At 62.2% G+C, this 15,997-nt stretch carries 7 protein-coding genes; 6 read left to right on the top strand and 1 reads right to left on the bottom strand.

Translation table 11 applies throughout. The features are described from left to right. The first annotated feature begins 182 nt into the window (after positions 1-182). The 5 genes from AAE484_RS15260 (at position 183) to AAE484_RS15240 (ending at position 11,161) form a co-directional block, all read left to right on the top strand. Positions 183-2,891, top strand: a complete 2,709-nt coding sequence (locus tag AAE484_RS15260) for a PD-(D/E)XK nuclease family protein (RefSeq protein WP_341939287.1) — start codon at positions 183-185, stop codon at positions 2,889-2,891. A 1-nt stretch (position 2,892) separates the two neighbouring features. Continuing rightward, entirely contained in the window at positions 2,893-6,444 is a 3,552-nt protein-coding gene (locus AAE484_RS15255; protein WP_341939286.1) for a UvrD-helicase domain-containing protein, read from the top strand. Positions 6,445-6,572: 128 nt separating this feature from the next. Then, positions 6,573-7,646 carry a 3-deoxy-7-phosphoheptulonate synthase gene (locus AAE484_RS15250; RefSeq protein WP_341939285.1) on the top strand — a complete coding sequence of 358 codons (1,074 nt, stop codon included), beginning with the start codon at positions 6,573-6,575 and terminating at the stop codon, positions 7,644-7,646. 234 nt (positions 7,647-7,880) lie between these two features. Then, the gene (locus AAE484_RS15245) at positions 7,881-10,370 is read left to right on the top strand and encodes an NAD-dependent epimerase/dehydratase family protein (RefSeq protein WP_341939284.1); all 2,490 of its coding nucleotides are present in this window, start codon (positions 7,881-7,883) and stop codon (positions 10,368-10,370) included. 140 nt (positions 10,371-10,510) lie between these two features. Then, the gene (locus AAE484_RS15240; protein ID WP_341939283.1) at positions 10,511-11,161 is read left to right on the top strand and encodes an OB-fold nucleic acid binding domain-containing protein; all 651 of its coding nucleotides are present in this window, start codon (positions 10,511-10,513) and stop codon (positions 11,159-11,161) included. A 279-nt stretch (positions 11,162-11,440) separates the two neighbouring features. Here AAE484_RS15240 and nfuA read toward each other — a convergent pair whose 3' ends face one another. Beyond that, positions 11,441-12,028, bottom strand: a complete 588-nt coding sequence (gene nfuA, locus AAE484_RS15235) for a Fe-S biogenesis protein NfuA (RefSeq protein ID WP_341939282.1) — start codon at positions 12,026-12,028, stop codon at positions 11,441-11,443. A 179-nt stretch (positions 12,029-12,207) separates the two neighbouring features. On the opposite strand from nfuA, the gene metH reads away from it, so the two are divergent. Then, entirely contained in the window at positions 12,208-15,921 is a 3,714-nt protein-coding gene (gene metH, locus AAE484_RS15230) for a methionine synthase (protein WP_341939281.1), read from the top strand. Positions 15,922-15,997: the final 76 nt, after the last annotated feature.

Genomic DNA, 15,997 nt, shown 5'->3' with positions numbered 1-15,997 from the left:
TTTCGTTATCTCGTTGTAATGTCACCTGCGTCTTTTGAGACTAGCACAAATTCTGGCATCCATTTCCCTTTGGATGGAGAGCGTACCCTGTCGGTCGCGTGCTATCCTTCGCTCTTTGACCCGCGCTTCGCACCCGACGGGCGCGCTTCGACCACCCGACGCCGGAAACCGACCCCATCGCCATGGTTCAAGCCCTCTTTGATCTGCACCCGCTGCTCCCTGCCCTGGAAGCCGACGAGCCCATCATTACCGCCAATGACCGCCTGCGCCGGCACCTGGTCAAGGCCTGGGATGAACACCAGCTGGCTCGGGGCAAGCAGGCCTGGCCGGCCCCAAGCGCGACCCCTCTGAACCGCTGGCTGGAAAACCACTGGCAGACGCTGGTGGAACGGGGCTACCCGGGTTGCCAGTTCGCGCTGGCGGGTCGTCCCCAGCGCCAGTTGCTCTGGGAGCAGGTCATCGCCCAGTCGGATGAAGCCAGCCAGTTGCTGCAGGCCGAGCCGCTCGCGCAACAGGCCGATGCCGCCCTGCGCAGCCTGACGCTCTGGCAGATTGACATTGAGCAACTGAGAGCCGACTCCTATACCAGCGGGAATACGGAGAGCTTTTTGCGGTGGCTGGCGGTGTTTGAACAACGGCTGGAAGCGCGCGGGCTGATCACCCCCGAGGCGGCGCATCAGATTGTGGCGCGCGCCTTTGACGATGGCGCCCTGCCCCGCCACTCGCGACTCTGGCTGACCGGCTTTGATGACCTGCCACCCCTGCACCGGCAGATCATCGAGTCGGCCTGTGATGGCTGGGTTGAACAGGCCGGCGGGATGGCGAGCGCCTCGGAGCCACAGCGGGTCCAGCTGCCGGACGCGGAAACCGAGCTGCGCGCCGCCGCACTCTGGAGCTTTGAGCAGCTGCAACAGACGCCGGACGCAACCCTGGGCATCATCGTGCCAGACCTGGGGCAGCGCCGGGATCAGGTCGAGCGGGTCTTTGCCGAGGTGTTCGAGCCCACCGCGGCGCTGCCCGATCGCACCCGCTACACCCTGCCGTTCAACTTCTCCGCCGGGATCCCCCTGGGCGGGACACCCCTGGTGCACAGTGGCCTGAGCCTGCTGGAGCTGCTGCGCGACCATTGGCCGCTGAACAACCTCTGTACCCTGTTGCAGTCGCCCTTCTGGGGCGATGCCGAGGCCGAGCTGGTGCTGCGCACCCAACTGTGCGAGCGTTTGCGGCGCCTGGGCAAGTTCGAGCTGACCGGCAGCGATCTGCGCTTTTACAGCCAGCAGCTGACCGAGAAGCAGCCCGATGCCGAGTCGCTACAGCTGGCGCGCCGACTGCAACAGCTGGACGAGCAGCGCCGCCGGCTGCCGCGCAGCACCAATGCCCGCCAGTGGGCCCAGAGTTTTCGCGAGAGCCTGGCACAACTGGGCTGGCCCGGCCCCCGCCGGCTGGACAGCCAGGAGTTCCAGCAGCTGGGTCAGTGGTTCGAGCTGCTGGAGACCTTCGCCACCCTGGAAGCCACCGGCACCGACCTGACCCTGGCCCAGGCGCTCAAGCAGTTGTCGCAACTGGCCGGACAGACCCCCTTTCAGGCCCAGACGCCGGACTCGCCCATTCAGATACTGGGCGCCCTGGAGGGCGCCGGGCTGCGATTCTCCCACTGCTGGGTACTGGGGCTGCACCAACGCCAGTGGCCGCCGGTCCCCGCGCCCAACCCGCTGCTGCCGCTGGATCTGCAACGGCGCGAACAGATGCCCCACGCCACCGCCGAGCGGGAACTGTCCATCGCCCGCAGCCTGACGGAGAATTATCAGCGCTGCGCCGAGCAGGTGGTGTTCAGCTCGCCCAGCGCCGATGACCAGGGCGATCTCAGCCCCAGTCCGCTGATTCGCTCGATGGCCGAGATTCCCCTGGAGGAACTGCTGCCACAACCACAGAGTCATCTGCAGCGCTACCGGCAGGCGCTGCGCCGCTCGGCCCGTTTGCAGCCGGTGCGGTGCGAGCGGGGCCCAACTGTGGACCTGAGCGCCAAAGCGCCAGGGGGCAGCGGTCTGTTCAAACACCAGGCCGCCTGCCCCTTCAACGCCTTTGCCCAGTTGCGCCTGGGAGCGCGCGCGCCCGACGCCCCGGTGGTCGGTCTCTCGGCCGCCGAGCGGGGCACGGTTCTGCACGGCATTCTTGCGGCGATCTGGGGAGAGCTGCGCAACTCTGAGCAACTGCATGCGGCTGAAGAGTCTTACCTGCGCCAGCAGGTGGAGGCCGCCTGTACAGCCAGTCTGGAGCCCATCCGCCAGCGCCGGCCGCGCGAGCTCGGGCCCGAGTACTGCGCCCTGGAGCATGAGCGTCTGACCGACATGGTGTTGCGCTGGCTCGCGCTGGAAAAAACCCGCCCGCCCTTTGAAGTGATTGCCCGGGAGGAGCGGCGCGATATCGATTTTGCCGGCCTGAAACTCACGCTGTTCATCGACCGCATCGATCGGCTGGACAACGGCGAACAGCTGTTGATCGACTACAAGACCGGCGCCGATCTGAATCCCCAGCAGTGGCTGGGCGAGCGGCCGGATGAGCCCCAGCTGCCGCTCTACGCGGTCACCGCCTCGGACGAAGTCAAAGGCGTGGCCTTTGCCCAGCTCAACCCCAAGGCCCTGCAATGGATTGGTCTGGGCGAACTGCAAAGCCCCCTGCCCGGCCTGAAGCCCGCCGACCCGGACTGGGCCGGCCAACGGGCCGACTGGCAGCAGGTGCTGGAGCAACTGGCGGAGGACTTCATTGCCGGCGATGCCCGGGTGGACTTCAAGGACGCCAAATCCCGACGCTACAGCGAAGAGCTGATCCCCCTCAACCGCGCGCTGGAGACCGACACCCTCCAGGACTACCTGCGTCAGGAGGGCCGCTGATATGGAGGACCCGAGCATTCAGGAAGCACTCGATCAACTGCCGCACGGCGATTTCAGCCCCGACAACCCGCCCGACCGGGAGGCGCGCCTGGCGGCGCTCGACCCCACCGGCTCCTTTGCCGTGGCCGCCCCGGCCGGCTCGGGCAAAACCGGCCTACTGACCCAGCGGGTACTGACCCTGCTGGCGCTGTGCGACGAACCGGAAGAAGTCCTGGCCATCACCTTCACCCGCAAGGCGGCGGGCGAAATGCAGGAGCGGATCATGGCCGCCCTGCGCGAGGCGGCGGAGACACCGGAACCAGAGGATCCTCACGCCCGGCGCACCTGGCGCCTGGCCAGCGCGGTCCTCAAGCGCGACCGGGAGCGTCAATGGCAACTGCTGTTCAGCCCTCAGCGCCTGCGCATCCAGACCATCGACAGCCTGTGCCGAGCGATTACCCGGCAACTGCCCCTTGAGAGCCAGTTGGGCGCCCAGCCGGATACCCTCGACACCCCGGAGCTCGCCTACCGGCAGGCCGTGCACCAGTTTCTGGCCCGGCTCGAGACCGACGAGAGCATTCGCGAGGATCTTAAACGCCTGCTGCGCCACCTGGACAGCAACCTGGGGGCGGTGGAAACCCTGCTGATGCGCCTGTTGGCCAAGCGCGACCAGTGGCTGGGGGTGATGCTCGAAGCACGGACCGAGCACGCGCGCTCCTATCTGGAGGCGGTGCTGCAGGATGTGATTGAAGAGCAGCTGCAGGCGGTCGCCGAGCGCATCGGCTACCAGGCCAGCGAACTGTGCCTGCTGGCCGACAAGGCCGCCGCCAATGCCGCCGAGGACAACCCCGAGAGCCCCATCGCGGGCCTGAAGGGCATCACCGGACTGCCCGAATGCGAACCCGCCGCGCACACTCAGTGGTTGGGCCTCGCCGACCTGTTGCTCACCGGCAAGGGCGAGTGGCGCAAACGCCTGACCAAAAAAGAGGGATTCCCGGCCGGTAAACCCGGCGCTGAGCTCAAAGCGCTGTTTGCCGAGGTCGCCGGTCAGTTGCAGGAGCAGAGCCCGGACCTGGCGGAGCAGCTGCACGCGGTGCGGACCCTGCCGCCGGCGGAATACACCGCAAGCCAGTGGCAGCTGCTCGACAGCCTCACCCGCCTGCTGCCCCAGCTGGGCGCCGAACTGACCCTGGTGTTCAAGCAGCTGGGTGCCACCGATTACAGCGCCATTGCCCAGGCCGCCAGCCTGGCCCTGGGCGACCCGGACAACCCCACCGATATCGCCCTGAAACTGGATTACCGCATCCAGCACATTCTGGTCGATGAATTTCAGGATACCGCCGCGCCACAGTTGCAGCTGCTGGAACAGCTCACCGCCGGGTGGCAGCCGGACGATGGCCGCACGCTGTTTATTGTGGGCGACGGCATGCAGTCCTGCTACGGCTTCCGCGACGCCAACGTTGGCCTGTTTCTGGATGCGCGCGAACACGGCATCGGCCAGGTACCGCTGACCGCGCTCGATCTGCAGGTCAACTTCCGTTCCCAGACTGAAGTTGTGCGCTGGGTCAACCGGGTGTTTCAACAGGCCTTTCCGGCACGGGACGACATCGGCCGGGGCGCGGTCCGCTATGCCCCCTCCATTGCCTTCAACGCGCCGCTGGAGGGCGAGGCGGTCCAGTTTTACGGTTGCCTCTACCAGAATGAGACCGACCAGTCGGACCCCGAGGTGCTCAATCCCGAGGCCAGCCCGGACCGGACCCTGGCCCAACTGCAGGAAGCCGAATCCGTGGCCCGGATTGCCGAACAGTCGCTGGCCGATAATCCCGAGGGAGAGGTGGCGATTCTGGTAAGGGGGCGCCCGCATCTGAGCTGGATATTGCCCGCTCTCGCGCGCCGGGGACTGCACTGGCAAGCCACCGAAATTGACCGCCTGGCGACGCGCATGGCCATCGTCGATCTAATGTCCCTGACCCGGGCCCTGCTCAATCCGGACGACCGGATCGCCTGGCTCTCGCTGCTGCGCGCCCCCTGGTGTGGCCTGGACCTGCACGACCTGCACCGGCTGATCACCGCCGATCTGGGCGAAGCCAGCCCGCGCCAGCGCGGCGGCTGGCCCGTGATCTGGCAGCAGCTGCGCCAGCGCGAGCAGATCGAGGGGCTGAGCGCGTCCGGCCGCCAGTGTCTGGACCGGCTCATGGCTGTGCTCGAGCCGGCCTGGCGGGAGCGCCAGCGCAAACCATTGCGACTCTGGCTGGAAGGCATCTGGCTGGCCCTGGGCGGCCCGGCCCTCTTGCTGGACCCGGCGGACGATGAAGATATCCCCAGCTACTTCGCCCTGATCGAGCGGCATCAACTGGGCACCGGCCTGCGCGACTGGGAGAGCTTTGAGCGCGCGGTCCAGGGCCTGTTTGCCGCGCCGCGCCCCGACGCCGACCCGCGCCTGCAGGTGATGACCCTGCACAAATCCAAAGGGCTGGAATTCGATACCGTGATCATCCCCGGCCTGGACCGGGGCGGCAACAGCGATGACAAAGAGCTGTTGCTCTGGCAGCAGCGCATCAACCACCAGGGCGAGCGGCAGTTATTGTTGGGCCCTCTCGCACCTATCGGCGCGGATGTCGATCCGCTCTACCAGTTCATGCGCGACGAGGCCAAGCGGCGCGACAGTTTCGAGGCCACCCGCCTGCTCTACGTGGGCTGCACCCGGGCGGTCAAGCGCCTGCACCTGCTCGCCTGCGTGGGCCTGGACCCGCGCAGTGGCAAGGCACGGGCCCCGAGGCAGGGCTCGCTGCTGCGCACCATCTGGGAACCCATCGAGCCGGAGATGCAATCGGCCCCGGCGCCCATCGTCGAGTCCACCGAGCCGCCGGAGTCTGCCCCGGATCAGCGCCCCGGCCTGCAACACCTCTTGCGCCTGCCGCCGGACTGGCACGCACCCGAGCTCGAAGAGGTCACGCTGCTGGAGCGCTACCGGGGGCACGAGTACGACGACGAAGAGAACCTTCCCGAAGAGGAAACCCCCGGCGCGCGTCTGGCCCGGCACACGGGCACGGTGCTGCACGGACAGTTACAGCAACTGACCGAGAGCGGGATGAACGAATGGTCGGAGGCCTGGGCCGACACCCGGGAGCCCTTCTGGGCGTTGCAGCTGCGTCAGTTGGGCTGGGAGCGGGACACGATTGATCAGGCACTCCACAAAATCCGGACCGGCCTGCAACGGACCCTGAACGACCCGGACGGACGCTGGCTGCTGGACCCCACTCACGAGGGCAGTGTGTGTGAGTGGGCGATCCGCCATCGAGTCGGTCAACGGGTTCAGGAGTCGGTGATCGATCGGAGCTTCATCGACCGGGGCGAGCGCTGGATTGTGGACTATAAAAGCAGCCAGCCCGAGAGCGGCGAATCGACGGAGGCCTTCATCGCCCGGGAGGTCGACAGCTATCGCGAGCAGTTGCAGCGCTATGCGCGGGTACTCGAGGCCTTGGGCGAAGATCGTCCGCTCAGGACCGCGCTCTACTTCCCACTGCTGGATCGGCCCCAGCGGTTGGTTAAGGTAGAGCATAGTGGGTCCTGATTAATAAAGGACCCCAAAAATAATAGATTGATGCTATGGACGCCATCGCTAAAAATCTCCCAAAAAGCACTCTAATTTCAGTAGAATAGAGCTGAATTCTCAATAAATCTCTATGGATTGACCAGCTAATGACCAATACTCAAATAGACGATCTCAATGTAGTCTCCCAGGAGCTGCTGATCTCGCCGGATGACCTCAAGCGCGAGTTGCCCATGAGCGACAAGGCTCGGGAGGTTGTCACCCAGGGCCGGGAAACCATTCGCAATATCCTCGATCGCAAGGACCACCGGATATTCGTGGTGATTGGCCCCTGCTCCATTCACGATGTGGAAGCCGCCAAGGACTATGCCCAGCGGCTGAAAAAGCTCGCCGATGAGGTCAGCGATACCATCTATATCGTGATGCGCGTCTATTTTGAGAAGCCCCGGACCACCACCGGCTGGAAAGGTCTGATCAACGATCCCTACCTGAACGACTCCTTCAAGATTCAGGAAGGGCTGCATATCGGCCGCAAGCTGCTGCTCGATATCGCCGAAACCGGCCTGCCCGCCGCCACTGAGGCGCTGGATCCGATTTCGCCCCAGTACATGCAGGATCTGATCAGCTGGTCGGCCATCGGCGCGCGTACCACCGAATCCCAGACCCACCGGGAAATGGCCAGCGGCCTGTCCGGCGCGGTGGGCTTCAAAAACGGCACCGACGGCAGTCTGACGGTGGCGATCAATGCGCTCAAATCCGTTTCCAAGCCCCACCGTTTCCTGGGCATCAACACCGGGGGTCAGGTCTCCATTGTGCATACCCGGGGTAACTCCTACGGCCACGTGGTGCTGCGCGGCGGCAACGGCAAACCGAATTACGATTCGGTCAGCGTCACCATGTGCGAACAGGAGCTGGAAAGCGCCGGCGTCAACCCGCCCAACATCATGGTCGATTGCAGTCACGCCAACTCCAACAAGAACCATGAGCTGCAGACGCTGGTGATCGACAATGTCGCCAACCAGATCATGGAGGGCAACCAGTCCATTATCGGGCTGATGGTCGAGAGCCACATCGGTGCCGGCAATCAGAAGATTCCGGACGATCTCAAGGACCTGAAGTACGGCGTGTCCATTACCGATGCCTGCATTGATTGGGATACCACCGAGAAAGCCATCAAGGGCATGCGCGACAAGATCAAGGACCACCTGAAAAAACGGGTCTGATGCCTGTTTTTATCGTCTCGCACGCTTCTGAAAAGCGCCCCCACCGGGCGCTTTTTTTTATACAAGAAACTTCTGTTTTCCTGCATTCGGGCCCTAGCACGGCCGCCCACGCCCTCTCCCCCCTCAATTTGACGCAACAGCAGATCGTGTTAGTCTGAAAAAACAGTTTTGCAATCACGTTACGTTTTTCTCCCATTTTTATTGTCTTTGATCCAATCAAAGGGGCATAGAGTCATGGCAGAAAAGAAGGAGCCAACACCCGCAAACAAACCGTATGTATTGATCACCGGTGCCGCTGGCGGGATAGGAACAGCCCTGACCCGTGCTCTGCGCGATCAATATCGCATCATCGCGCTGGATATGTTCGAGACCGATGAGGCTGACGCCAGCTATACCTTCGATCTCACTTCTCTGGACTCAGTCAAACTGGCATTGCAGACAATCGCCGACGATCATACCCGGGAGCTTGCGGCCGTTGTGCACCTGGCCGCTTACTTTGACTTCTCCGGCGAACACTCTCCGATGTACGACAAGGTCAACGTCGAGGGTACGAAGAATCTCCTCGAAGCACTGCAGGCATTCAATGTCGAGCGGTTCATTTATTCAAGCACCATGCTGGTCCATCGCCCCACCTATCCGGGCCAGAAGATCACTGAGGACTCACCCATTGGTCCGCGCTGGATTTACCCTCAATCCAAGGCCGATACGGAAGCGGTCATTGAAGAGAACGCCGGCGATATTCCCTACACCCTGTTGCGTCTGGCGGGCCTCTATGATGAGAACAACTGCGTTCCCACTCTGGCTCATCAGATTGCCCGCATTTACGAACACAATCTCAAAAGCCATCTGTATGCCGGCAACACCGGCGTCGGTCAGGCCTATGTTCACAAGGAAGACATGATCGACGCCTTTCATCGAACCATTGATCGGCGAAAGGAGCTGCCCAAAGCAGACGCCATTCTCGTGGGGGAAGAGCGTAGCGACACCTACGAAGCCATACAGAATCGTCTGGGTGAACTGCTTCACGGCAAGGAAAAGTGGGCGACGGTGTCGGTCCCCAAACCCGTCGCCAAAACCGGAGCGCTGGTGGAGGAGAAGTCCGAGCCGGTGGTACCTGATGATTTCGATAAGGGCGAAAAGCCGTTCATTCGCCCCTTCATGATTGATCTGGCCAGTGACCACTATGAACTGGATGCCAGCCGCGCCCGGGAGCAACTGGACTGGAAGCCCAGGCACAGCCTGTTCGACACCCTGCCCGCCATCGTGGACAACCTGAAAAAGGATCCACACGGCTGGTATGAAAGCAACGGGGTCACGCCGCCCGACTGGCTCGCCGAGGCGGACGAACGCGGCCACCACCCCGAGCGGGTACTCAAGCAACATCACCGTCAGTTTCTGAGCCAGCACAATCAGAACCTCTGGGCGCATTTCGTCAATATGGTGCTGGGTCTGTGGTTGCTGTTCTCCCCCGCCCTGCTGGGCTACACCGATACGGGTCTGGCCTACAGCGACTGGGCCTCCGGGGCACTGCTGATCGGCTTTGCCGGGCTGTCGCTTTCCTGGAAGCTCGCCTGGGCACGCTGGGTGTGCGCCGCCATCGGCCTGTGGGTGCTGTTCGCGCCACTCGCTTTCTGGACCGAGAGTGCGGCCGGGTACCTCAACAGCACCCTGGTCGGGATGCTGGCCATCGGCTTCGCCGCCGCGCTGAGGCCCGCCCCCGGCGTCTCGCCCGTGGCCGCCACCACCGGGCCGACTACGCCGCCGGGCTGGGACAACAACCCCTCCAGCTGGCTTCAACGGGCGCCGGTCATTGGCCTGGCGCTGGTGGGTTTTTTCCTCTCACGCTATATGGCCGCACTTCAGCTCGGTCATATTGACGCCGTCTGGGATCCGTTTTTCGCCGGGCTCGGCGGAGCGGGCAATCAGAACGGAACCGAGGCGGTCATCACCTCGGACCTGTCCGAATCCTTTCCGGTGTCCGACGCCGGGATGGGTGCCATTGTCTACGCTCTGGAAATTCTCATCGGCCTGATCGGGACGACTCAGCGCTGGCGCACCATGCCCTGGCTGGTGGCCTCCTTTGGTGTTCTGATTGTTCCCCTGGGTGTGGTGTCCATCACCTTCATCATTATCCAGCCAATACTCATTGGCACCTGGTGCACGCTGTGCCTGATTACCGCTGCCCTGATGCTGTTGCAGATCGCTTACGCCTTTAACGAATTTGTCGCTACCGGGGAATTTCTCCACCGGCGGTACAAGGCCGGGGCACCCGTCCTGAAGATTTTCTTCACCGGCGACACTGACGAGGGCAAGTCCGAACCGACCGGGGAAAACTTCCAGAGAAATCCGCTCTGTATCCTGCGCGACAGCCTGGTGACCGGCGTCAATCTGCCGTGGAACCTCGGCCTCTGCCTTCTGATCGGTCTCTGGCTGATGTTTACCCGGGTCACGCTGGGCAATGAGGGCGGCATGGCCGACTGGGACCATCTGATCGGCGCGCTGGTGATTACCCTCGCCGCCATCGGTATGGCCGAGTCCGCACGCCCCGTGCGCTGGTTGATCGTGCCTTTGGCGGCCGTATTGCTGGTAACCCCGTTTATTTACGTCGTGGGCCTGAAGGCCATTGTTTCGAGCATCATCTGCGGTCTCGCCCTGATGGCACTGAGTGTCCGGCGCGGCCCGATCAACGGGCGTTATGGTCGCTGGAGCCGCGCTCTGAAGTAACACAGATCAGCGGAAATACCGAGGGGGTTGAATTCTCGATAAACACCATAAGGTCAAAGGTAGACACAACAGAAAAGAGTTCATCAAGTCCAACACTGATGGACTCTTTGTTTCTACTAATTGCCAATGGAGGTCGAGTTATGCGCACCACCTTGTGCACGATAGGTTTTGTCGCGGCCGCGTCGCTGTCAGGCGCCGCCCTTGCCGCTCCACCCTACCTTGATCCGGACAGTTCCTGGATCACATTGAGCGGGGAAGTCTCCAGCACCGCCGATGAGAGCTTTACCCTGGACTATGGCGACGGAAACGTGACCGTCACCATGAAAGATTGGGAATGGTATGACAACAATGAGGCCGTGCTGGAAGACGATAGCGTTACGGTGTACGGCAAAGTCAACGACGAGACTTACGAGAAAACGACCATTGATGCCAGCAGTATCTTTGTCGAAGGGCTGGGCACTTACTTCTATGCCAGTGCCGAAGACGAAGAGAGTTTCGAAGACATTGATATAGCGCCCAGTGTTCCCGTGGTGGTCGGTGCCCTCTCCGTGACCGGAACGATCACCGAAGTGGACGGGCGTGAATTCAAAATTGACTCCGGCCTCAGAGAGGTCACGGTCGATACCAGCTCCATGGATTACAACCCCATGGATGAGAGCCGATTCCAGACTCTGGAACAAGGTGACCTGGTTACGGTCACGGGCGATATCAATACCGGCGTGGGAATCTTCTCGAACCGGAAACTGATGGCAGAGCACGTGATGACGCTGTCAGATGAAAGCGCCAATTAGGCCGGTCCGTTATGCGGCTTAAAAAGACGGTGGGCGGAGCCCACCCTACAACCTGAAAAGCCCGCTTTTGACGGCGGGCTTTTTAGATGGGCACCGGCCACCCACGTAGGGAGGGCTCCGGCGTTTTTCTTCGTAGGGTGTGCTCCGGCGCTTTTCTTCGTAGGGTGGGCTCCGGCGCTTTTCTTCGTAGGGTGGGCTCCGGCGCTTTTCTTCGTAGGGTGGGCTCCGCCCACCACAAAGCCCAATACAGGGCGGGCAAGGCGAAGCCTGACCATTGTATTAAATATAGGCGTTGGTGCGATCCGAGTGGTCGGTGACATCGCGGATGCCCTTGAGCTCCGGCAGCTTGTCCATCAGCGCCACTTCCACTCCGTTTTTCAGGGTCACTTCCACGGCGCCACAGCCTTGGCAACCGCCGCCAAACTGCAGAACGGCGTAGTTATCGTCGGTGATCTCCACCAGGCTGACGTTACCGCCGTGGGAGGCGAGCCCCGGGTTGACCTCGTTGTACAGCACGTAGTTGACGCGGTCTTCCAGCGGGCTGTCGTCGTTCACCTGGGGCATCTTGGCGTTGGGGGCCCGGATGGTGAGCTGTCCGCCCATGCGATCCGGTGAGTAATCGACCTTGGCATCTTCCAGATAAGGCAGGCTGCGCCCTTCGAAAAAGGCCTTGAAGCCCTCCAGCTCGACGATTTCATCGTCTTCCTTCTCTTCACCGGGCCGGCAATAGGCAATACAGGTCTCGGCCTGGGGCGTGCCCGGGCTGGCGACAAACATGCGGATTCCGACGCCCTCGCTGTCTTTCTGCTTGTCCAGAAGCTCTTTGAGGTACTGCTGGGCGGATTCTGTGATATCTACATTAACCATGGCGGTAATAGTGATTCTCCGATACCTGATTGATTTACTCAGGTATTTTACGGCATATCGGGGCAGGACACAAAGGGCCAGCAGGACCAATACCTGCGCGCGGCGCCCATATCTGCTAAAATTCCCGCCCTTTTGAATGACTTCGACCCTGAACTTCAATTCCTGTTAATAGGTACTCCATGAGCTCCAATCAAGACCGCACGGCCCGCCTGGACACTCTGCACCGCCTGATCCGCGAGCGCATCCTGATCCTGGATGGGGGCATGGGCACCATGATCCAGAACCTCAAGCTCAGCGAGGCGGAGTACCGGGGTAAGCGGTTTGCGGACTACCACCAGGATGTGGCCGGCAACAACGACCTGCTGAGCATCACCCAGCCCGTCATGCTGCGGGAGATCTACCAGGGGTACCTGGACGCCGGCGCGGACATCATCGAGACCAACACCTTCAACTCCACCCGGGTGTCCATGGCGGACTACGATATGGAAGATCTCGTGCCGGAGCTCAACCGGGAGGCCGCCCGGTTGGCGCGGGAGATTGCCGATGACACCACCGCTGACAACCCGGACAAACCCCGCTTTGTCGCCGGGGTGCTCGGCCCGACCAGTCGCACCTGCTCCATCTCCCCGGATGTGAACGACCCGGGGGCGCGCAACGTCACCTTCGATCAGCTGGTGGAAAACTACCTGGAAGCGGTAGAAGGCCTGGTGGAAGGTGGCTCTGACCTGATCCTGATCGAGACGGTGTTTGACACCCTGAACGCCAAGGCGGCCACTTTCGCGGTGCAGAAGTACTTTGACCGGCTCGGCTTTGAGCTGCCGCTGATGATCTCCGGCACCATTACCGATGCCTCCGGCCGGACCCTCTCGGGACAGACCACCGAGGCCTTTTACAACTCCCTGGCCCACGCTACGCCCTTCTCCATGGGCCTGAACTGCGCCCTGGGCGCGGAAGAGCTGCGCCCCTACGTGCAGGAGATGTCCCGGGTGGCGGAGTGCTTTGTCTCCGCCCACCCCAACGCTGGCCTGCCCAACGAGTTCGGCGAGTACGATCAGTCGCCGGAAGAGATGGTATCGGTGGTGGAAGAATTCGCCGCCAGCGGCCTGGTCAACATCATCGGCGGCTGCTGCGGTACCACCCCCGAACATATCAGGGCCATTGCCGAGGCGGTGGCCAAGCACCCCCCACGCCGCCTGCCCGAGATTGAGCCGGCCTGTCGTCTCTCGGGCCTGGAACCATTCAACATCACCAAAGACTCCCTCTTTGTGAACGTGGGCGAGCGCTGCAACGTGACCGGCTCAGCGCGCTTCAAGCGCCTGATCATGGAGGAGGACTACACCACCGCCCTGGAGGTGGCCCTGCAGCAGGTTGAGGGCGGCGCCCAGATCATCGACGTCAACATGGACGAGGCGATGCTGGACTCCGAGAAAGCCATGGTGCGCTTTCTCAACCTGATCGCCGGCGAGCCCGACATCGCGCGCGTGCCGGTCATGGTCGACTCCTCCAAGTGGAGCGTCATCGAAGCCGGCCTCAAGTGTGTCCAGGGCAAGGCCATCGTCAACTCCATCAGCATGAAAGAAGGCGAGGAAGAGTTCATCGAGCGCGCCCGTCTGTGTCGTCGCTACGGCGCGGCCGTGGTGGTGATGGCCTTCGACGAAGATGGCCAGGCCGACACCGCCGCGCGCAAAAAAGAAATCTGCGAACGCTCCTACCGGGTACTGGTGGACAAGGTCGGCTTTCCGCCCCAGGACATCATTTTTGACCCGAATATTTTCGCCATTGCCACCGGCATCGACGAGCACAACAACTACGCGGTGGACTTCATCGAAGCCACCCGCTGGATTCGCGACAACCTCCCCCACGCCGGTGTCTCCGGCGGGGTGTCCAACGTGTCCTTCTCCTTCCGGGGCAACAACCCGGTGCGTGAAGCCATTCACTCGGTGTTCCTGTACCACGCCATCAAGGCCGGCCTGAACATGGGGATCGTCAACGCCGGTCAGTTGGCCGTGTACGATGACCTGCCCGCCGAGCTCAAAGAGAAAGTCGAGGATGTGATCCTCAACCGCACCGACAACGGCACCGAAGCCCTGCTGGATATCGCTGAAAAGTATCGCGGCGACGGCAGTACCGGTGAGAAAAAAGAAGACCTGGAGTGGCGCAGCTGGACGGTGGAGAAACGCATCGAGCATTCGCTGGTCAAGGGCATCACCACCTTCATTATCGAGGATACCGAAGAGGCGCGCGAGAAAGCCGACAAACCGCTCGAGGTCATCGAAGGCCCGCTAATGGACGGCATGAACGTGGTGGGCGATCTGTTTGGCGAAGGCAAGATGTTTCTGCCTCAGGTGGTCAAATCCGCGCGCGTGATGAAGCAGTCGGTCGCCTACCTGCAGCCCTACATCGAGGCGGAGAAAACCGAAGCCAGCAAGCCCAACGGCAAAATCCTGATGGCCACGGTCAAGGGCGACGTGCACGACATCGGCAAGAACATCGTGGGCGTGGTACTGCAGTGCAACAACTACGAAGTGCTCGACCTGGGCGTGATGGTCCCTACGGAGAAAATCCTGAAAACCGCCGTGGAAGAAAACTGCGATATCATCGGCCTGTCCGGCCTGATCACGCCCTCGCTCGATGAGATGGTCAACGTCGCCCGGGAAATGCAGCGCCAGGGCATCGACAAGCCCCTGCTGATCGGGGGCGCGACCACCTCCAAGGCGCACACGGCGGTCAAGATCGACCCGGCCTTCAACCTCAACCAGGTGGTGTACGTGCCCGACGCTTCCCGCGCGGTGGGCGTAGCCGGCAACCTGCTGTCGGACGTCAACCGGGGCAAGTTTGTCGAGGACCTGGAAGCCGAGTACGAAAAAGTGCGGGTGCGCAACGCCAACCGCAAACCGCGCGGCACCCTGCGCGCCTACCCCCAGGCCATCGAGCACGGGGTCAAATTCGATTGGGATAAATACACCCCACCGGCGCCGACCTTTACCGGTCTGAAAGTGTTCGACGACTACCCGCTTGAAGACCTGCTGGATGTTGTCGATTGGACACCCTTTTTCATGAGCTGGGACCTGGCCGGCAAGTACCCGAAGATTCTGGACGACAAGGTTGTCGGCGAAGCCGCACGCAGCCTGTTCGACGATGCCCAGAAAATGCTGCGCAAGCTGATCGATGAAAAGCGGCTGAAAGCGCGTGGCGTCATCGGCTTCTGGCCCGCCAACCGGGTCAACCACGACGACATCGCCGTCTACAATGAGGCGGGCGAGCAGATCGATACCCTGCATCACATCCGCCAGCAACAGCAGAAGCCGGGCAACGACGCCGCCAACTATTCACTGGCCGACTTTGTCGCGCCCAAAGAGAGCGGCAAAACCGACTATGTCGGCGCCTTTGCGGTCACCGCCGGTATCGGTGCCGAGGAGCTCGCCCAGGAGTACGAAAAGGCCGGTGACGACTACAACAGCATCATGGTCAAGGCTCTGGCCGACCGTCTGGCAGAAGCCTTCGCCGAACACATGCACCGGCGCGTGCGCAGGGAGTTCTGGGGTTACCAGCCCGAAGAGCAGCTGAGCAATGAGGAGCTGATCCGGGAAAAATATCAGGGCATCCGCCCCGCCCCCGGCTACCCGGCCTGCCCGGACCACACGGAAAAAGCCACCCTCTTCCGGCTGCTCAACGCCGAAGAGAACAGCGGCCTGGAGCTCACCGAAAGCTTCGCCATGTACCCCACCGCCGCCGTCTCCGGCTGGTACTTCTCCCACCCGCAGTCCAAGTACTTCAACGTGGGCAAGATCCAGAAGGACCAGGTGGAAAGCCTGGCCGAGCGCAAGGGAATGGACATCGTGGAAATGGAGCGCTGGCTCAGCCCCGTCCTGGGCTACGAACCCGGCGCCTGAAAAAGGGGACGGAGGGAATATTTTTTGATCAATTTGATCAAAATTAAATCCCTCCGTCCCCTTTTTTGCGGTGGGC

The organism is Marinimicrobium sp. C2-29 (assembly GCF_038419845.1).
Classification (GTDB): Bacteria; Pseudomonadota; Gammaproteobacteria; order Pseudomonadales; family Cellvibrionaceae; genus Marinimicrobium.
This window is presented reverse-complemented; position numbering and strand designations above follow the sequence as displayed.

What these genes read in the sequence shown, in the direction of transcription:
- AAE484_RS15260 (WP_341939287.1), top strand. Translation starts at nt 183, where the DNA reads ATGGTTCAAGCCCTCTTTGATCTGCACCCGCTGCTCCCTGCCCTGGAA.
- AAE484_RS15255 (WP_341939286.1), top strand. Translation starts at nt 2,893, where the DNA reads ATGGAGGACCCGAGCATTCAGGAAGCACTCGATCAACTGCCGCACGGC.
- AAE484_RS15250 (WP_341939285.1), top strand. Translation starts at nt 6,573, where the DNA reads ATGACCAATACTCAAATAGACGATCTCAATGTAGTCTCCCAGGAGCTG.
- AAE484_RS15245 (WP_341939284.1), top strand. Translation starts at nt 7,881, where the DNA reads ATGGCAGAAAAGAAGGAGCCAACACCCGCAAACAAACCGTATGTATTG.
- AAE484_RS15240 (WP_341939283.1), top strand. Translation starts at nt 10,511, where the DNA reads ATGCGCACCACCTTGTGCACGATAGGTTTTGTCGCGGCCGCGTCGCTG.
- nfuA (WP_341939282.1), bottom strand. Translation starts at nt 12,028, where the DNA reads ATGGTTAATGTAGATATCACAGAATCCGCCCAGCAGTACCTCAAAGAG.
- metH (WP_341939281.1), top strand. Translation starts at nt 12,208, where the DNA reads ATGAGCTCCAATCAAGACCGCACGGCCCGCCTGGACACTCTGCACCGC.